Here is an 18,068-nt window from a genome sequence, read left to right as displayed (position 1 = left end):
CCGGCCCTCCGACAGGGGTTTTTTTTCGGCGCGCGACGCCGATGCGCTACGGCATCGCAATCGCGACCCCGCCACAACGCCCCACGACTTCATCCACGACCGCGTTGGCCAGGCCCTGCCCGCGCACGCGCTTCAAGCGCACGCGCAGCCATTCGCAGGCCTGCGCCTCCTCGTGCGCGTCCTGCCAGCGGTAGACCATCGACGCGCCTGCCAGCTGCACGCGGTACGGCGCGCCGAGGGCGGCGCGGAGTTCGGGTTCCTTCATGCCGATGTGGACGGCTTCGATGCGCATGTCACGCTCCCTGTGATGTTGGAGCCAGCGTCGCGCAAACGAAAACGCCGCGGCATCGGTGGATGCCGCGGCGCGCTGTAGGAGTTTCGGAAGGCTTACGCGCCGCGCAGCCGCGTGCACTCGGCCGCCAGGCGCCCGATCGTCGTCCAGTCGCGCGCCTCGAGCGCCGCCTTGGGCACCATCCAGGAACCGCCGACGGTCGAAACATTCGGCAAGGCCAGGTAGGCCGGCGCCTTCGCCGCATCGATGCCGCCGGTCGGGCAGAACTTCACATGCCCGAAGGGCCCGGCGAACGCCTTCAGGGCCGCGATGCCGCCCGAGGATTCGGCCGCGAAGAACTTGAAGCGCGCATGCCCGAACTCCAGGCCGCGCATCAACTCGCTCGCCGTGGCGATCGCGGGAATGAAGGGAATCGGCGCTTCGGCCGCGGCCTCGTACAACGCATCGGTGCAACCCGGCGCGATCGCGAAGCGCGCGCCGACATCGACCATCGAGCGCAAATCGTCGGCACGCAATACCGTGCCCGCGCCGACGATGGCCGCGGGCACTTCTTTTGCGATGCGCGCGATGGCTTCGCGCGCGATCGGCGTGCGCATCGTGACTTCGAGCACCACCAATCCGTTGTCGACAAGGGCGCGCGCCAGCGGCACGGCGTCTTCGAGGCGTTCGATGGTGAGCACCGGCATGACGGGGGCCGCGTCGAGGATCGCGTCGGCCGACGCCATGCGCTTTTCGTTGGTCCAGTTCATGCGTTGTCCCTCGCCCTCGCCCGCAAAGCGGTCGCCGCGCCGAGCAAACCCGGCTGCGGATGGGTGATCACGTGGATGGTGATGCCTTCGAGATAGGCGACGAAGCGCCCTTTCGCCAGGAATCGTTCGCGGAAATTGCTGCTGCGCAGGAAGGGAACGAAGCGCGGCACCATGCCGCCGGCGATCACCAGCGTGCGCGCGCCATGGATCAGCGCCGCATCGCCCGAAACGCTGCCGAGTACCGAACAAAAGCGCGCCAACGCGCGCCGCGCAGCGACGTCGTGGCCTTCCAACGCGGCGGCGACGATGTCGGCCGGATCCCGCAAGGCCGGCTTCGCCCCGATGTCGTTGGCCATGCCACGCAACACCGCATCGACTTGCGCCAGGMCCGCGCCGCACAACACGCGTTCGTTCGAACAGCGGCCGTGCAAGGCCGTCAGCCAACGCGCGATGGCCTGCTCCTCGTCGCCGATGGGCGCGAAGGTCACGTGCCCGCCTTCGGTTTCGACCGGATGCCACCCGTGCGCATCGCTTCCGACGAGCAAGGCCACGCCCAAACCGGTGCCGGGCCCCATCACGGTGACCGGCCCGTGCAAGGGACCCGAGACCGGCCCGTGCAGGGTTTCGCGATCGGCCTGCGTCAGCGCGGGCACCGCCCAGGCGATCGCGCCGAAGTCGTTGATGACGCGCAATTCGTCGAAACCGAGCGTGCGTTGCAACGCCGTGCGCGAAAACGACCACGCGCGATTGGTCAGCCGGATCTCGTCGGTATCCGCGGGACTCGCCACCGCGAGTGCGCCACGCTTTGGAGCGACGCCGACCGACGCGAGGTAATGCTCGATCGCATGCTCCAGGCTCGCGAACTCCGAGGCCTTCAGCGCCTGCATTTCACGCAGCGCGGGCGTGGGCGCGTCGAGGTCGGTCAGCGCGAAACGTGCGTTGGTGCCGCCGATGTCGGCGACCAGGGCGACCGACGTCATCGCGCGCTCCGGTCTTCATCGAGGAACAAGGCACTGCCGCCCGACTCCGCCGTGCCGACCTGCGCACGCATCATCGCGAACAACTCGCGACCGAAGCCGACGCGGTTGGCGCGCAGATCGCCGTGTTGCACTGCGCGTGCGTCCCACTCCGCGGCGGGCACGTCGACATCGATCGTGCCGGCGTCGGAATCGATGCGGATGCGGTCGCCGTCGCGCAGTTTCGAAATCGGCCCGCCGTCCGCCGCTTCGGGCGTGACGTGGATGGCCGAGAGCACTTTGCCCGATGCGCCCGACATGCGCCCATCGGTGAGCAAGGCCACGCGCTGTCCGCGGTCCTGCATCGCCGCGAGCGTCGGCGTGAGCTTGTGCAACTCCGGCATGCCGTTGGCGCGCGGGCCCTGGCCGCGGATGACGGCGACCAGATCGCCCTGCAAGGTCCCGGCCTTGAACGCGACCAGCAGATCGTCCTGCGATTCGAACACGCGCGCGGGCGCTTCGATCTTCCGGTATTCGGGCGCCACCGCGGAAATCTTCACGATCCCGCGTCCGAGGTTGCCCTGCACGCGGCGCAGGCCCCCTTCCTTGTCGAAGGGATCGGCGACCGGGCGCACGACGGTCAGGTCGAGCGAGGCCTTCGGGCCTTCGCGCCAGCGCAAGGTCGTGCCGTCGAGATACGGCTCCATCGCCTGCTGTCGCAGGTCGCCGCCGTGCACGCAAGGCACATCGGCGTGCACGAGGCCGGCGTCGATCAATTCACGCAGCACGAAACCGATGCCGCCGGCGGCGTGGAAATGATTGATGTCGGCCGCGCCGTTCGGATACGCGCGAACGATCAGCGGCGTGACGCGCGAGAGTTCGTCGAGATCGTCCCAGTCGATCAACACGCCGGCGGCGCGCGCCATCGCGACGAGATGGATCGCGTGGTTGGTCGAGCCCCCGGTGGCCGCCAGTGCGACCATCGCGTTGACGATCGCGCGCTCGTCGACGGTCTTGCACAACGGACGATAGTCGTCGCCGAGCTTCGAGATGCGCAGCGCCTGTTCCGCCGCGGCAACCGTCAGTGCATCGCGTAGCGGCGTGCCGGGATTGACGAACGCGGTGCCCGGCATGTGCAGGCCCATCGCTTCCATCATCGTCTGGTTGGAATTGGCGGTGCCGTAGAACGTGCAGGTGCCGGGCGCGTGGTACGAGGCGGCTTCGGCATCGAGCAACTCCTCGCGCGTGGCCTTGCCTTCCGCGTAGCGCTGGCGGACCGCGGCCTTTTCCTTGTTGGTCAGCCCCTGCGGCATCGGCCCGGACGGGACGAAGATGGCCGGCAGGTGGCCGAAGCTCAGCGCGCCGATCAACAGACCCGGCACGATCTTGTCGCACACGCCCAGGCAAAGCACCGCATCGAACATGTCGTGCGAGAGGGAGACCGCAGTGGCCATCGCGATGTTGTCGCGCGAGAACAGCGACAACTCCATGCCCGTGCGGCCTTGCGTGACGCCATCGCACATCGCGGGCACGCCGCCGGCGACCTGCGCGCTGCCGCCGGCATTGCGCGCGGCCATGCGGATGAGCGTCGGGTACTGCTCCATCGGCTGGTGCGAGGAGATCACGTCGTTGTAGGCGGTGACGATGCCGATGTTGCCGGCGCTGCCGCCGCGCAGGCGCACCTTGTCGTCGCCGGCGGCCGCGAAGCCGTGCGCGAGATTGCCGCAGCTCAGGCGTTGGCGCGACGGCCCGCCTTCGCGATCGGCCGCCGCCTGCGCCATGCGCGCGAGGTAATCGGTGCGCGTGGTGCGGCTGCGTTCGACGATGCGTTCGGTGACGCGGGCGACGACGGGATGCATCATCAGGGACTCCAATGCGTTTGCACGGTCGCTTCACCTTCGGCCAGCGCGGCGACCGGATGACGCGCCATGTTGCCGGATGCGCGCGCGGCCTGCAGGACATCGCGCTTGGCCTGGCCGGTGAGCGCCAGGTGCAGCGCGCGCGTGCGCAACAGGCGCGACAAGGTCAGGCTGATGCGCGGGAACGGCGCTTCGGGTGGGAGGGGTTGCGGGTCGATGCGCAGCGCGTCGACCGCGCTGTCCAGGTCGAGCGCCGCGTGCAACTGCGGCGCGCCGGGGAATAAGGAAGCGGTATGCGCGTCCTGCCCCATGCCGAGCACGATCGCGTCGAAGGCTTCGGGATACAGCGCCAGGCGCCTGCGCGCGTGCGCTTCGGAACGCTCGGGCTCGCCATCTTGCGTGGTCAGCGATTCGATGACCACGCCGCGTGCATCGGCGAAAGCGTTGCGCAATTCGGCGACGTTGCACGCGGGATGATCGTGCGGCACGCAGCGTTCGTCGCTCGGCAGCAGCACGACGCTGGGCCAATCCAACGGCATCGCGGCAAGCGCGCGATACGCGGGAAACGGCGTGCGTCCCCCGGCGAGCGCGAGCACCGCGCGGCCGCGCGCGGCGATGGCGTCGCGGCACGCAAGGTGCAGCGTTTGCGCGAGCGCCCTGGCCAGCGCATCGGGATCGCGGTAGTCGTGTTCGACCCAGCCCATCACTCGCGCCAGGTATGCCCGTGGCGCTCGGTCATCGCCACGGCGCTGGCCGGACCCCAGGTGCCGGCGGGATAGGGTTTCGGGGAGATGTCGTTCGTGCGCCAGCCGTCGATGACGGCATCGACCCACTCCCACGCCGCTTCGGTTTCATCGCGGCGTACGAACAGCGTGCCGACGCCTTCGAGCGCGTCCAGATACAGGCGCTCGTACGCGGGACGCCGCGAGGCCGCCGCGAATTCCTCGTGCATGTCCAGGTCCAGCGCGACCTGCGACAACTGCAGGCCCGCGCGATCCAGCCCCGGCGTCTTGCTCATCAAGCGCAGCTCGATGCGTTCCTCGGGCTGCAGGCGGATGGTCAGCGCGTTCGGTGCGATCTTCGCGCGCGGGTCGAAGATCGAATGCGGCACGGCGCGGAACTGCAGGTGGATCTCGGTGGCGCGGCGCGGCATGCGCTTGCCGGTGCGCAGATAGAACGGCACGCCCGACCAACGCCAATTGTCGATATGCGCGCGTAGCGCAACGAAGGTTTCGGTGCGGCTCGCGCGGCCGAGTTCTTCGGCATAGCCCGGCACGACCTTCCCGCCGACGGCGCCGGAGGTGTATTGCCCCGTCACCGTTTCGGTCTGCACCTCGGCCGGCCCGATGCGCCGCAGCGAACGCAGCACCTTGATCTTCTCGTTGCGCACGGCGGTGGGTTCGAAACGCGCCGGCGGTTCCATCGCGGTCAGGCACACCAGCTGCAGCAGGTGGTTCTGCATCATGTCGCGCATCGCGCCGCTGGTGTCGTAGTAATCGCCGCGGCCTTCGACGCCGACGGTCTCGGCCACCGTGATCTGCACGTGCTGGATGTGGCGCGCATTCCACAGCGGTTCGAACATCGCGTTGCCGAAGCGCAACGCGATCAGGTTCTGCACGCCTTCCTTGCCCAGGTAATGGTCGACGCGGAACACGCGGTCTTCGTCGAACACGCGCGCCACGCCGTCGTTGATGTTGGTCGCGCTGGCCAGGTCGGTGCCGATCGGCTTTTCCAGCATCACGCGCGTGCCCGGCCCGGCGAGGCCGAGCGCACCGAGCGCAACGCAGATCGGCACGTAGAAGCGCGGCGCGGTGCTGAGGTGATAGAGGATTTCGCCGGTGCGCAGCGACGTGATGCGTTCGCCCAGGCGCTGCATGGATTCGGCATCGCCGCTGTCGGCGGCGTGGTAGGTGATGCGTTCGAGCAGTGCCTCCAGCGAGGCTTCGTTGAGATCGGCCTCCGGCACGTTGCGGCGCACCGCATCGGCGACCTGCGCGCGGAATGTCGCGTCGTCCATCGCGCTGCGCGCGGTGCCGAGGATGCGCAGTTCGGGCGTGAGCAGCCCGGCATGCTGGAGGCCGTAGAGCGAAGGCAGCAGCATCCGCTGCGCCAGGTCGCCGGAGGCACCGAAGATCACGAGGAGACAAGCGCAGTTGCCGGGCATGCGACCTGAATGGGGAAGGGGCGAGCCCGAAGCGTAAACCGCAATGGACGTATCTGCGGTGACGGCGGCGGTGATTACGTATGCAAAGGCGCTGCTACGATCCGCCCAGACCCGGGAGACGGACCATGAAACAGACTCTGCGTCGCGCGGCGCTCGCGTTTTCATGCGTTTTCATCGGCCAGGCCGGCGCGGGCGACCCGCATGCCGGCCACGGGGGCACGTCCGACTTCCACGTCCATTGCGCGCCCGACGTGCGCGCCGACTTCGACCGTGCGCTCACCCTGCTCCACCACATGACCTACCCGCAGGCGCGGAAAGCCTTCGCGGCCCTCGCCGCCAAGGACCCGAAATGCGCCATGGCCCACTGGGGCGTGGCGATGACGCACTTCCAGCCGCTGTGGCCCACGCGGCCGGACCTGGCCGAGCGCAAGCTCGGCTGGGAGGAAGTCGGCAAGGCGCGTGTCCTGGGCTCGGAGGATCCGCGCGAGCGCGAATTCATCGAAGCGGCCGCCGCCTTCTTCGAAAGCCCCGAGGCCGATGATTACTGGGCGCGCATCCGGCGTTGGTCCGATGCGTCGCAGAAGGTGCACGCCGACTTCCCGAAGGACCACGACGCGAGCGCCTTCGCCGCGCTGGGATTGCTCGCGACCACGCCGCAGGATCGCGCGACGCGCGAAAACGCCGACGCGGCCGCGGCACTGTTGACGGGCGTGTTGCGCGAAGACCCCGACCACCCCGGCGCGATGCATTACCTCGTGCATGCCGACGACGTGCCCGGTCGCGAACGCGAATCCGCCGACGTCGTGCATCGCTACGAAACGATCGCGCCCGACAACCCGCATGCGCTGCACATGCCCACGCATGTCTACACGCGCCAGGGCGATTGGGCCGGCGTGGTGCGCGGCAACCTGCGCGCGGCCGATGCGGCGCTGCGTTACCCGGCCGGCGACAAGGGCCAGTACGTGTGGGACGAGTTCCCGCATGCGATCGAATATCTCGTCTACGCTTATCTGCAGCAGGGCGATGTCGCCGATGCGAAGCAGCAACGCGATCGCCTGCTCGCCACGCAACATCTGCAGCCATCGTTCAAGACCGCGTTCCACCTGGCGTCGGTGCAGGCGCGCATTCCGCTGGAAACGCGCGACTGGGCCGCGGCCGCGAAGCTGCAACCACGCACGCCGGCGTGGGTCGAGTGGGACAAGTACGCGTGGCCCGAAGCCATCGCGCAATTCGCGCACGGCATGGGCGCGGCGCACACCGGCGCGAAGGCCGATGCGCTCGCCGCGATGGATCGCCTGGGTGTGTTGCAACAGAAGATGGAAGCCGCCGGCGAATCCCTGTTCGAACGCAACATCCACATGTTGCGGCTGGAACTGGAAAGCGCGATCGCCAACGCCAACGGCCATCCGAAAGAGGCGATCGAAAAACTCGAGGCGGCCGCCGCGCTCGAAGCATCGACGCCGAAACACGCCGTCACGCCCGGCCCCACGCTCCCCGCGCAGGAATTGCTCGGCGATCTGTACCTGCAACTCGGCCAGCGCGCGAATGCGCACGCCGCCTACGCGCGCGCGCTCGCGCAATACCCCAAGCGTCGCGCATCGCAACAAGGCGCCGACAAGACGGGTTAACCCGACCGCCGCCCCGCGCGCTTTGCGTTGTTGGAACCGCCGGAGATGCATCCGGCTATCCGACCGTGGAGATCCCCATGTCCAGAACCCTCCTGGTGCTCGCCCTGTGCACGGCCGCCTGCGCGACCGCCGCGAGCGAAAAGGACAAAAAGGCCGCGCCTTCCGACGAGCAACTCATCCAGAGCGCCACCAAGGCCGCGCCGGCGAAAGTCGCCGCGGGCGCCAAGGTCATCGTCGTCGACGACAAGGGCGTCGCGCGCACCTTGCGCGAAGGCAGCAACGGATTCACCTGCATGCCCGACAACCCCACCACGCCCGGCCCCGATCCGATGTGCATGGATGCATCCGCGATGGAGTGGGCGAATGCGTGGATGGCGAAGAAGGCACCGACCGTCGGCAAGATCGGGCTGATGTACATGCTCGAAGGCGGGACCGATGCGAGCAACACCGATCCGTATGCGACGGCGCCGTCGAAGGAGAACCATTGGGTCCAGACCGGCCCGCACGTGATGGTGGTCGGCGCGGCGCCCGAGTTCTACGCGATGTACCCGGGCAACGCCGATCCCGACACCGGCGTTCCCTACGTCATGTGGGCCGGCACGCCCTACCAGCACCTGATGATCCCGGTGCATTGAGCGCGCAAAAAAAAGGCCCCCGATCGATAGCTCGGGGGCCCTCCTGCGTTGTCGCCGACGAGTGCGACAGCGTTTGCGTACTTCCTTACTGGAAGTTGTTCGTACCGACCACCACCTGCGCGCCGTTGCGCATCAGCAGGTCGCGCTCGATCTTGCTCGTCCAGCCGGTCTGCGTGAACGGCGTGCGGACCTTGGCGCCGAGGCGCGTGTAGTTCTGGTACGACAGGTTGTTGCTGTGCGAGACGGACTTGGAGTTGGTGTTGTACACCACGCCGGTCGCCGAGTTCAGGCGGAACGTGCTGTTCTTCACCGTCAGGCCCGTGACGCCGACCGTGCCCATGCCCAGGCTGCCGTTGCGCTCGAAGGTGCAGCCGTCGAACGTGATGTTGGAAGAACGGTTCCAGATGTTGACGCCGTACTTCTTGTTGTCGTTCATGCGGCAGTTCTGGATCAGCACGTTGCTGGCGGTCCAGTCGTTGTCCGGCTCGATGTCGATGCCGCACTCCGGCGCGGTGCCGTTGGTGAAGCTGAACTCCGAGTCGTACGCCTTGACGTTGGTGCAGTTGGTGATCGACAGGCCCTGGCGACGGTTGTTCGTCGAGATGATGTTGGCGATCACCACGTCGTTGGCCGAGCCGCCGATGCACACGCCGTCGCCGGTGCAGTCGGCGATGCGGGTGTCGCGGATGGTGACGCGCACGCCGCCGAGGCACTGGATGCCGTGGCCCCACTCATGCGTGCCGCCGCCGGCGTACACGTGCGTGGCGCGGTCGCCGACGAGCTGGCCGCCGGAGATTTCGACGTCGGACTTGTCGTTGATGTAGATGATGTAGTGGCGCGACAGCGACGAGGTCTTCGCCTTGAGGATCGCGCCCGGCAGCAGCTGGAAGTGCATCTTGCTGCGCAGGTTGATCTTCTTGGAGGTGTCGATCATGTACGTGCCGGCCGGGACCTGCACCGTGCCGCCGGTGGTCGGCAGCGCGTTGATGGCGGCCTGGATGGCGGCGGTGTCGTCCTTCACGCCATTGCCGAGGGCACCGTAATTCTTGACGTTCAACAGGGCCGTGCCGCGGGCGCGCGTCGGCGGGGTGGTCAGCGCGAACGCCGGCAGGGAGACGCCACCGATCAGCAGCGGGACCGCGCACAGGGCGGAGTTCTTGAGGAAGGTGCGGCGCGCGATGTTGGACTGCAACATTTGGAGAAACCCTCGGGTCTTGGAGAGAAAGCGGTTTCCCGCTCGGCGAGGGCAAATGTAGAGACCGCGTGAATTTTGGCTAGCGCGAAATGCAAAAACTGCGGATTGCGCCGCATGTATGGTTCAGCTTTAAATTCTGAATGCGAAAATCGTGCGCTCAACGCAGGCTTTTCGTGATGTTAGGAAAACCTTAAACCGAGAAACCGCGCGTGAAACGCGCGAATCAAGCGGGTGTTTCGATGTTGGCTTCACGTGAAATCGGCGCCCGGAATACCGGAAAGCCACTCCCCTTGCGCCAAATGTGAGGTCGGGCGTAGCGTTGCAGGCAACCGGGCATCGCGCCCGCGTCAGGAGGATGCGCCATGGCCGTCTCCGCTTTCGCACAGGGCTCCAACGACCGCGACTTCGCCGCGATCAACATCACCCCGCTCGTCGACGTCCTGCTCGTCCTGTTGATCATCTTCATGGTCGCCGCACCGGCGGTCACCAAGGCCGTCGACTTCACGCTGCCGCATCCCGGCCCGCCGAGCCCGATCAAACCGCAGCGCATCGAAATCGGCATCCGCGCCGACGGCTCGGTCACCTGGAATGGCGCCGTGCAGCCCGTCTCGGGCTTGCGGTCGTTGCTGGAAGTGGAGGCCCAGCGCGATCCCGCGCATCCGCCGATGCTGGTCATCGACGCAAGCGGCGATTCGGACTACGGCCTGGTCACGCGCGTGCTGGCCGATGCGAACGCCGCCCAACTCAAGCACATCAGTTTCGTCCAATGACGGGGCGCGCGCGGGCACCCGCTCAGCCGAGCGGGTGCTCGCGATGCGAAATGCGGTAACCGATCAGCCCACAGGCCAGGATCAATGCGTTGCCGGCGAAATCCAGCAGCATCCACCTGGTGAAGATCGGCTGCACGAAGTAGAAGTACCAGTTGAAGACGAAGAACGGGACCGACCCGAGCAGCCCGAAGGCGAGGAAGGTCTTCGGCGTGAACTTCGCAAACCAGATGATCGCGCCGCACAACACTGCCTGCGCCCCGAAGCACGCGATGAACACCGACGAGGCCGGCGTGAGCACCTGGTGCTCGGGGCGGATCGTCAGTTGTTCCACCATCCGCGGCAACAACATGCACCACGTGCCGAGGATGAGGAAGATCGATGCGAGGAAGCGTTGCAGGGTCTGCGATCGCATGGGGCGCTCCGTTGCCGAGGGCCGCGGGCCACCAATGTAACGCCTTACGGCGTGCAATCACCCGTTCGCGTGAAATCCAGGTCTTCGAAATCGGAGCTGAAATCGCCCTCCGGATCGACTTTGCGCATGCGCATGCGGCCCTTGTCGAAATCGACCCACGCTTCGAGATCCATGCGGTCTTCGTCCCAATCGATGCGCCACTGGCCATCGACGGTGACGATGGCGCCGGTCATCAGCGGTGATTTCTCCGACGACCATTGCAAGCGGCCGTTGACCGGACACAGGCGCACGTCGCCGAACCACGGATCGCGCCACGTGCCCATGCGCTGCGGATCGAAGGGCGGTTTGAGCACAACGCGCTTGCCGTCGGGCTTGGTGTGCGGCTTCGCTGCGGCCTCGGCCTGCTTCCACTCGGCTTCGATTTCGTCGGCGTAGGGCGCGATCGTCGTGTTGGCGCCGGGCTTGGTGAAATGCTTGGTCAACACTTCCGACAGCACCGTGCGCGTGTCGTCGGCATCGGCGTTGATCATGAAGACGAAGCCGCTGCGCATGTCGGGCAGCAACACCATCGACGAATACATGCCCGACAAGGTGCCGGTGTGCGAGACGGTCCACTCACCGTCGACATCGGCCAGGCGGAACCCGTACGCGTACGCGAGCGCGTGCGTTCTGTCCCACTTCACGCGGCGCGAGGAGATCGGCATCGGCGTGCGCGCCTTCCACATCTCCTTGCGTTGCGCCTGGGACAACCACGCCTTGTCCTGCGCATCGGGCGCAAGCCACGCCTGCATCCAGCGCAGCATGTCGTCCAGGCTGCAGCGGATGCCGCCCGCGGCGGCCGAGGTGATCGCGGGCACCTGCGCGCCATCGACATTGTCCCCCGGCTCGTAACGCATGCCCTCCCCGCGCGTATGCGGTTGCGCGACATCGCCCACCGCATCGCGGTCGAACGCGCCGACCTTGCAACGCGTCATGCGCAGCGGATCGAAGACCTCGCGCTGCACCAGCGTTTCGTACGACGCCCCGCCGGCGGCCGCGGCGACTTCGCCGGCGACCACGTACAGCAGATTGTCGTACGCATACCCTGATCGAAAACTGTAAGCCGGCTTGATGTACTTCAGTCCGCCGATGATGTCGCCGCGCGTGAAATGGTTCGGCTCGGGCCACAGCATCAGATCGCCGCCGCCTTCCGGCAGGCCGCTGTTGTGCACGAGCAGATCGCGCACCTGCATGTTCTTCGTGACCCACGGGTCGTACATCGCGAATTGCGGCAAGTACTTGGTGACCGGATCGTCCCAGCGCAACTTGCCCTGGTCGACCAGGCGCGCGAGCACGCTCGCGGTCATCGCCTTGGAATTGGAAGCGATCTTGAAGATCGACTTCGACGTGAGTGCGTGGCCGCTGCCGGCCAGCGTTTCGCCGCGCGTGGTGGCGTAGGCGATCTTGCCGTCTTCGATCACGCCGACGGCGATGCCGGGGAGTTTGTAGCGCGCGATCGTGTCGTCGACGATGCGGTCGTACGAAGACGACTGTGCCTGCGCGCCGAAGGCGAGCAGGCACAGGGCCGATGCAAGGAGTCGTTTCATGCTGGTCCCAGTGTCGCATCCCCCGAAAAAAAACGGCGGCCCGGAGGGCGGGCCGCCGGGGGTGCCGACTTTAGAAGTCAAGCGAAACGGTGAGCTGGCTGTAGGCACGCGACTGGTAGGTCGTGCCCTGGCCATACAGATTGTTGGTCCCGCTCAGATTGTTCGCCAACTGCAGGTCTTCATTGACCTCGGTGACGCGCTGCATATTGAAGATGTTGTACACGGCGAACTTCACGCGCAGGTCGGCGCTGCCGAAGGAGTGCTTGTAGGTGATGTTGGCACCGAGGTCGGCGGTCCACGGCAGGCGGCCGATGCCGCCGCGCCCGTAGTTCACGTACGTGCGATCGCGGCTGTCGTCGGCGTCGCAGTTCGCCACGCAGATGAACAGCGAGTGGAACTGCGTGTCATCGTACGGGTTCGCAACGCCGAAGGCGCTGACCGGTCGGCCCGAGCGCGCATCGAGCGCCGCGCCGACTTCCCACGCATCGTTGATCGCATACGCACCGTTCAACTTGATCTGGTGGCGGCGATCGTTGGGCAGGTAGCCTTCGGCATCGAGGTTGACCCACGGGTCGTCGAACGCCTCGGTGCGGCCGGTGTCGGAGAAGTCGGTGTCGGAGTTCACCGGGCCTTCCGCGTTGCCCTTGCTGAAGGCCAGCGTATAGGACGCATTGAACGACCATTTGTTGTCCCACGAACGGTCGAGCACGAACTCCAGCGCCTTGTAGTCGCGACGCGGCTTGTTCCAGCCCGTGGTTTGCAGCGGGCCCGGGTTGTCGAGCGCCCAGCCGGTCACGGCGGTGTCGATGTTGATCCAGGAATCGTTGACTTCATCGCAATCGGTGTCGCCGAAGACGGTCGCCACTTCACCCGGGTTGGCCATCATGAAGAAGTCGGTCTCGCAGAAACCGTTCCAGGTCACGCCCATGTCATCGATGGCGTTGTGCAACTTGCGATAGATGCCGCGCACGCCCCACGACCAAGACGGATCCAGCTGCTGCTGGAAGCCCAGGATGAACTCGTCCTGGTACACCGGATCCATGTTGGCATCCACTTCGCCGCGCACGTCGGGCACGGTGCCGTCGCCCTGCGAGACGTCGACCTCGCCCAACTGCTGGCCGAGGATCGGGACGTTGTTCGCGTCGAATTGCTCGTTCCAGAGATAGAACGTGCGGCGATCGAGGAACGGGCCGGCCTGCTTGATGTTGATGACGTTCGCCACCGGCAGGAAGTAACGGCCGACGTTGCCGTACACCTTCATGCTCGAGTCGCCCTTCAGGTCCCAGGAGAAGCCCAGGCGCGGGGCGAACATGTTGTCCATCTTGATGTAGCTCTCGCCCTGCCCGTTCTTGTTGTCGAACTCCTCCATGCGGATGCCGGCATTCAACAGGAAGCGATCGGTGATGCTCCAGTTGTCCTCGATGTACCAGGCCGAGTTCGTGGTTTCAAACGTACCCTGGTTGCGCACTTCGCGCGTCCGCACGTACGAGGTGGTGCCCGGCGGCACCGGCGCGTCATTGACGGTCGGGTCCTCGGTTTCGAAGACTTCGAAGCGACGGCCGTCGCCCGGATAGCGGCTGTTGTAGTCGCTCGTGTTGCTCTCGTGGTCGTAGCCGAAGCGCAGCAGGTGGTCGCCGAGCTGCCATTCGAAGTCGATGCGCGACTGCTCGCGATCGTCCTCGCGCGCGATGATGGAGGTGTTGCTCGTGCCGCCGATGAACGCGCTGCTGTTGCGACGATCCTGGACCAGCTGGCGGGTGTCGTCGGCCAAGCTGTGGATGTCGGTGGAGCGCTGGTTCTCGCCGTACATCGCGCGCACCGAGAAAGTGTCGGTGAGGTAGCCGGTGTACGTCAGGGCCCAGTTGTCGCCGCCGCTCTCGTTGAACGTGGTGTTCTGGTAGACACGGGCGCCGGCAAGGTCGTTGTCCGGCTCGATGTCGAACTCGTCGGTGGTCAGCGAGTCGTTGTCGGAGAAGGCGAGGAACGACAGCGTGTGGTCGTCGGTGATCTGCCAATCCAGCTTGGCGCCCCAGAAACCGCTGTTGGATTTGCCGTCGAAATACGTGTCGTACGAGTCGTCGGAGTTGCGCGGCTCGTAGTCGCGGCCTTCGTACATGCCGAAGAAGAACAGGCGGTCCTTGATCAGCGGGCCGGACGCGTAGAGATTCAGGCTGGCGCGATCGTATTCGTCGTACTGCGAAATGCGACCTTCGTGATTATTTTGCGTGAACTGCAGCCAATCCGGTTCCCACACCAGCTCGGCGCCGTACTTGAAGTCGTTGGTACCCGATTTCGTCACCGCATTGATGACGCCACCCGTGGTGCGGCCGAATTCGACCGAGTAACCGCCGGTCTTGACCTGGAACTCCTGGTAGAACAAGTACGGCACGCTGGAGTTGCCGACGCGGTTGTAGAAGTCGGTGACGTTCAGGCCGTTGATGTAGACCGCGTTCTCGGCGACGGACGAACCGCCGAACGAGATGCCGCCGAATTCACCCCGCACCACGCCCGGCGCGAGTTGCGCCACCGACAGCGCGTCGCGCTCGACCGGCAGGCGTTGCAACTGTTCGGCGGTGATGTTGGTGGCCGATTCGGTGGAGGTCACGTCGATCGGCGAGATCGCGGTGCCCTGCACTTCGACCGTCGCCAATTCCGCCGACGCGCCCGCGAGGTTCTGCGTGGTCGCGTTGCCGAGGCTGATGTTGACCGTGACCGGACTGCCGATCGCCTGGCCGTTCTGCCTGACCTCGACGGTGTAACTGCCCACCGGCAAGAACGGGAAGCGGTAGTTGCCTTGCGAATCCGCCGTCACCGTGCGTTCGAAACCCGTCTCGGGGTTCTTCACCGTGATCGTCGCGCCGGCGGCCGAATGGCCGACCAGCGAACCATCCGTATTCGCCGCAAACGCCGGCAGGGCGATCGGCGCAGACAGCGCCATCCCCAGGGCGAGCCAGAGCGACGTGCGATGCATCGTGTTCTTCCTGGTGCTCTTCATGCCACTCATGCCCCCTCCGGCGGTGTGGTTGGAACGACGTTCCATTCGAAGTCGTAGTCGAACTGGTCGAAGTACAGGTTTCCGCCCCGCCATTCCGCTTCCCCGCGTTGCGAGTCGACGTTGTCGGAACGGAAATGCGTCTTGTGCGGCACGAAGTCGACGCCCCATGCATCGTTGAAAGCGATGCGCCAGCCGTCGAGCCCGCCCAGGTAGAACCACTCCGTGGCCGGGTCGCCCTTCAGGCGGCCGAAGGTCACGTCCATCGGCACCCATCCATAGGGTGCGAGGTACACCTGGCCCCAGTCGTGCAGGTTCCAGTAATCGGTCGGCGAGAACATCATTCCCGACTGCCAGCGCGCGGGAATGCCGTTCAAACGCAGCAGCGTGATCATCAGCAACGTCTGCTGGCCGCAGTCGCCGTGGTGCGCGTGCAAGGCGTAATCGCCGATGTTCGGGATCGTCGAATACTCGCGCGCGCCCGCCCACGGGTACTTGTCGTCGACCAGGGCGAAGAGCTTGCGCGTGATTTCGTAGGGATTCTTTTCGTCGCCGACGGTCTGCTTCGACACCTGCCGCATCGCATCGGTGAATTGCACGTGCGGCAATTCCTGCGAGAGATACGGCGCGAGGTCGCGCTTTTCCTTCTCGCTCAGCGGCACGATCTTCGACGCATCGATCTGGTGCGATTGCGCGGAGATCGTCACTTCATAAGTGACGTCGAACTTGGTCGGCTTTCCCTTCTCGGCCTTGCCCTGCAGGTGCATCGTGCGCATCAGCGCCGACTCGGGCGCGAGATCGCCCTTCGCCGGTTCGCTGCCGACGAGTTCGATGTCGTCCTGCTGGCCCACGATGTGGCGCGGGAACGGAATCCACGCATCGATCGTTTCGCCCGCGGGCACGGCGTCGGCATTGACGGTGAGCGTCTGCGTGATGCGGAAGCGTTGCGGCAACACGCTGGCCTTGCCGCTGGCGATTGCGGCCGCGCGCGCCTGCTGGTGGTGCGGATTGAGCGATTCCAGCGGGCTTTCGGTGTACTTCGGCGGTTCGGTGCGGCGCGCGAGTGCTTCGGGATTCAAACGCCAAAGGTTGCTGACGGAGCGCTGGAAGTAGCGCTTCTGCCCGTCGATGGTCATGTGCTCGAGCGTGTTGTCGGCTTCCCATCGCGCGAACTCATCGTCGCGCAGGTCGGGGACTTGCTTCCTGATGTCGGCGCGGACCTTGGCTTCGTCGTGCGGGAAGTCCAGGCGCATGCGGCGCATGCGTTCGCGTTCGAAGGCCAGGGCGCGGGCGGTGTCGGCAGGAACGTTCTTCTGGGCGAGCGCGGCGTCGATGGCGGCGTTCGCGGCCTTGAAGTCGCCGCGGTCGATCATCGCGACGATGTCGGGCGGTGCAGGCGGCGGGTCGAAAGCAAAGGCGGCGCCGGCAACCAGCGCGGCGGACAAGGCGAGGGACAGCAGTGGCGTTCCCCTGCGCAATCGCGCGGAACGGGAAGCGGACATCCGGTGGCGACCGATCGTGTCCAAGCGCACTGAACCCCTGCATGTGGGAGCTGCGGAGCGTTGTGTAGCACCATTATGACAGTCGGTCAATAAATTATTCTTCCTTTCCGACGATCGATGAATATATATTCCAGCCGGCTCCCCACCCGGGAGCGACGGGGGACCCGATGATCCAGACGGTGTGGCCCTACCTCGCGCTCATGCTCCTGATCGCGGGGGTGTTCCCGATGCTCGAACGCCGCACGCAGTGGCGCGTGTTCTCGGTGATGCCGCCCATCGTCATGGTGTATCTGCTGGTCACCGGCTTGTCGGTCGCCGGTGCATGGAAGATCGACGGCGACATCCAGGCCGCGCAGAAGACACTGATCGCGCAGATCCTGCCGGCGATGTTGTTCCTGCTGATGATCCACTGCGACCTGCGCCACATCTTCCGGCTGGGGCCGCGCGTGCTGGCGGTGTTCTTCAGCACGACGCTCTGTTTGTTCGTCGCCTTCGTTTCGACCTACTTCCTGTTTCGTTACGCGCTGCCTTCGAACACCGCATGGCAGCCGCTCGCCGCGTTGTCCGGCAGTTGGGTCGGCGGTTCGGCGAACCTGGTCGCCGTCGCGCAGGGCGCGGGTTTGTCGGAACAATCCAAGGGCCTCGCCCTGCTCACCGATGCGCTCTGCTATTCGGTGTGGGTGGCGGTGTTGTTCTCGGTCGGGCGCCTCGCGCCGGTGTTCGACCGGTGGACGCGCGCCAAGCCGAGCACCGACATCGTCGCGACCGTGCCCGAGACCGCGGGCCCGATCACGACCGACGCCGTGCTGCTGTGGCTGGGCCTGGCGCTCGGTGCAGGCGTGATTTCGCGTGCACTGACGGAATTGCTGCCGACGTCGGCGTACGTGAGCGCGACCTCCTACACGATCATGATCGCGACCGGGCTGGGCCTGGTCGTGGCGCATACGCCGCTGGCGCGCTTCCCGGGCTCGTCGAAGATCGCCAGCGCGATGCTGATCTTCATCGTCGCGATCCTCGCTTCGCAGAGCAATTTCGAAGGCATCGCATCGGCGCCGTGGTACTTGGCGTGCGGCTTGTCGATCCTGATCATCCACGCGGTCCTGTTGGCGCTGCTGGCCAAGCTCTTCCGTTTCGACCTGTACCTGTGCGGCATTTCCTCGCTCGCCCATGTCGGCGGGGTGGCGGCCACGCCCGTACTCGCAGCGTCGTATTCCCCTGCCCTCGTCCCCGTGGGCATCCTGCTGGCGTTGCTCGGCTACATCCTCGGCACGGGCTTCGGCCTGCTCATGGCGCAAGTGCTGGCGCAGTTGCAGCCCTAGGAGATCCAG

At 66.1% G+C, this 18,068-nt stretch carries 15 protein-coding genes; 4 read left to right on the top strand and 11 right to left on the bottom strand.

Annotated elements, in window-relative coordinates; genetic code table 11:
• Positions 1-46: 46 nt before the first annotated feature.
• The 6 genes from AC1DOM_RS07050 to zwf all read right to left on the bottom strand — a co-directional run bounded on the left by AC1DOM_RS07050 (position 47) and on the right by zwf (position 6,020).
• Positions 47-292, bottom strand: a complete 246-nt coding sequence (locus AC1DOM_RS07050; protein ID WP_498961654.1) for a hypothetical protein — start codon at positions 290-292, stop codon at positions 47-49.
• Positions 293-387: 95 nt separating this feature from the next.
• Positions 388-1,041, bottom strand: a complete 654-nt coding sequence (locus AC1DOM_RS07045) for a bifunctional 4-hydroxy-2-oxoglutarate aldolase/2-dehydro-3-deoxy-phosphogluconate aldolase (RefSeq protein WP_498961652.1) — start codon at positions 1,039-1,041, stop codon at positions 388-390.
• Entirely contained in the window at positions 1,038-2,021 is a 984-nt protein-coding gene (gene glk, locus AC1DOM_RS07040; protein ID WP_498961650.1) for a glucokinase, read from the bottom strand. Before glk ends, AC1DOM_RS07045 begins: the two co-directional genes overlap by 4 nt.
• A complete protein-coding gene (gene edd, locus AC1DOM_RS07035; RefSeq protein WP_498961939.1) occupies positions 2,018-3,862 on the bottom strand; it encodes a phosphogluconate dehydratase in 1,845 nt (614 codons plus the stop codon). Before edd ends, glk begins: the two co-directional genes overlap by 4 nt.
• Positions 3,859-4,560, bottom strand: coding sequence for a 6-phosphogluconolactonase (gene pgl / locus AC1DOM_RS07030; RefSeq protein WP_498961648.1), 702 nt, complete (start codon positions 4,558-4,560; stop codon positions 3,859-3,861). Before pgl ends, edd begins: the two co-directional genes overlap by 4 nt.
• Positions 4,560-6,020 (bottom strand): glucose-6-phosphate dehydrogenase, encoded by a 1,461-nt coding sequence (gene zwf / locus AC1DOM_RS07025; RefSeq protein ID WP_498961646.1) that lies wholly within the window; start codon positions 6,018-6,020, stop codon positions 4,560-4,562. Before zwf ends, pgl begins: the two co-directional genes overlap by 1 nt.
• Before the next feature lie 125 nt (positions 6,021-6,145).
• Here zwf and AC1DOM_RS07020 point away from each other — a divergent pair, with 125 nt between their 5' ends.
• Positions 6,146-7,648, top strand: a complete 1,503-nt coding sequence (locus AC1DOM_RS07020; RefSeq protein ID WP_498961644.1) for a tetratricopeptide repeat protein — start codon at positions 6,146-6,148, stop codon at positions 7,646-7,648.
• A gap of 77 nt (positions 7,649-7,725) precedes the next feature.
• On the top strand, positions 7,726-8,283 hold the full coding sequence (locus AC1DOM_RS07015; RefSeq protein WP_498961642.1) for a hypothetical protein: 558 nt from the start codon (positions 7,726-7,728) through the stop codon (positions 8,281-8,283).
• Positions 8,284-8,368: 85 nt separating this feature from the next.
• On the opposite strand, the gene AC1DOM_RS07010 is transcribed toward AC1DOM_RS07015, so the two are convergent.
• Entirely contained in the window at positions 8,369-9,478 is a 1,110-nt protein-coding gene (locus tag AC1DOM_RS07010) for a right-handed parallel beta-helix repeat-containing protein (RefSeq protein ID WP_498961640.1), read from the bottom strand.
• 362 nt (positions 9,479-9,840) lie between these two features.
• On the opposite strand from AC1DOM_RS07010, the gene AC1DOM_RS07005 reads away from it, so the two are divergent.
• Positions 9,841-10,248 (top strand): ExbD/TolR family protein, encoded by a 408-nt coding sequence (locus AC1DOM_RS07005; protein WP_498961638.1) that lies wholly within the window; start codon positions 9,841-9,843, stop codon positions 10,246-10,248.
• 22 nt (positions 10,249-10,270) lie between these two features.
• Here AC1DOM_RS07005 and AC1DOM_RS07000 read toward each other — a convergent pair whose 3' ends face one another.
• From AC1DOM_RS07000 to AC1DOM_RS06985, 4 genes are all read right to left on the bottom strand, one after another.
• Positions 10,271-10,660 (bottom strand): hypothetical protein, encoded by a 390-nt coding sequence (locus tag AC1DOM_RS07000; RefSeq protein ID WP_498961636.1) that lies wholly within the window; start codon positions 10,658-10,660, stop codon positions 10,271-10,273.
• Positions 10,661-10,704: 44 nt separating this feature from the next.
• Entirely contained in the window at positions 10,705-12,246 is a 1,542-nt protein-coding gene (locus AC1DOM_RS06995; RefSeq protein ID WP_498961634.1) for a serine hydrolase domain-containing protein, read from the bottom strand.
• Between the two features lie 70 nt (positions 12,247-12,316).
• A complete protein-coding gene (locus AC1DOM_RS06990) occupies positions 12,317-15,250 on the bottom strand; it encodes a TonB-dependent receptor (protein ID WP_498961632.1) in 2,934 nt (977 codons plus the stop codon).
• A complete protein-coding gene (locus AC1DOM_RS06985; RefSeq protein WP_498961630.1) occupies positions 15,247-16,740 on the bottom strand; it encodes a transglutaminase-like domain-containing protein in 1,494 nt (497 codons plus the stop codon). Before AC1DOM_RS06985 ends, AC1DOM_RS06990 begins: the two co-directional genes overlap by 4 nt.
• A 167-nt stretch (positions 16,741-16,907) precedes the next feature.
• Here AC1DOM_RS06985 and AC1DOM_RS06980 point away from each other — a divergent pair, with 167 nt between their 5' ends.
• Positions 16,908-18,059: a DUF819 family protein gene (locus AC1DOM_RS06980; protein WP_498961628.1), complete on the top strand. Its 1,152-nt coding sequence runs from the start codon at positions 16,908-16,910 to the stop codon at positions 18,057-18,059.
• The last annotated feature ends 9 nt before the right edge of the window (positions 18,060-18,068 follow it).

It is taken from the genome of Lysobacter sp. P5_B12 (assembly GCF_056400425.1).
The sequence above is the reverse complement of the archived record's forward strand: the minus strand, read 5'-3'. Positions and strand labels throughout refer to the sequence as shown.

Bases quoted from the DNA above. Each gene is read 5' to 3' on its own strand.
- AC1DOM_RS07050 (WP_498961654.1), bottom strand. From the start codon at position 292: ATGCGCATCGAAGCCGTCCACATCGGCATGAAGGAACCCGAACTCCGC.
- AC1DOM_RS07045 (WP_498961652.1), bottom strand. From the start codon at position 1,041: ATGAACTGGACCAACGAAAAGCGCATGGCGTCGGCCGACGCGATCCTC.
- pgl (WP_498961648.1), bottom strand. From the start codon at position 4,560: ATGGGCTGGGTCGAACACGACTACCGCGATCCCGATGCGCTGGCCAGG.
- zwf (WP_498961646.1), bottom strand. From the start codon at position 6,020: ATGCCCGGCAACTGCGCTTGTCTCCTCGTGATCTTCGGTGCCTCCGGC.
- AC1DOM_RS07020 (WP_498961644.1), top strand. From the start codon at position 6,146: ATGAAACAGACTCTGCGTCGCGCGGCGCTCGCGTTTTCATGCGTTTTC.
- AC1DOM_RS07015 (WP_498961642.1), top strand. From the start codon at position 7,726: ATGTCCAGAACCCTCCTGGTGCTCGCCCTGTGCACGGCCGCCTGCGCG.
- AC1DOM_RS07010 (WP_498961640.1), bottom strand. From the start codon at position 9,478: ATGTTGCAGTCCAACATCGCGCGCCGCACCTTCCTCAAGAACTCCGCC.
- AC1DOM_RS07005 (WP_498961638.1), top strand. From the start codon at position 9,841: ATGGCCGTCTCCGCTTTCGCACAGGGCTCCAACGACCGCGACTTCGCC.
- AC1DOM_RS07000 (WP_498961636.1), bottom strand. From the start codon at position 10,660: ATGCGATCGCAGACCCTGCAACGCTTCCTCGCATCGATCTTCCTCATC.
- AC1DOM_RS06995 (WP_498961634.1), bottom strand. From the start codon at position 12,246: ATGAAACGACTCCTTGCATCGGCCCTGTGCCTGCTCGCCTTCGGCGCG.
- AC1DOM_RS06990 (WP_498961632.1), bottom strand. From the start codon at position 15,250: ATGAGTGGCATGAAGAGCACCAGGAAGAACACGATGCATCGCACGTCG.
- AC1DOM_RS06985 (WP_498961630.1), bottom strand. From the start codon at position 16,740: ATGTCCGCTTCCCGTTCCGCGCGATTGCGCAGGGGAACGCCACTGCTG.
- AC1DOM_RS06980 (WP_498961628.1), top strand. From the start codon at position 16,908: ATGATCCAGACGGTGTGGCCCTACCTCGCGCTCATGCTCCTGATCGCG.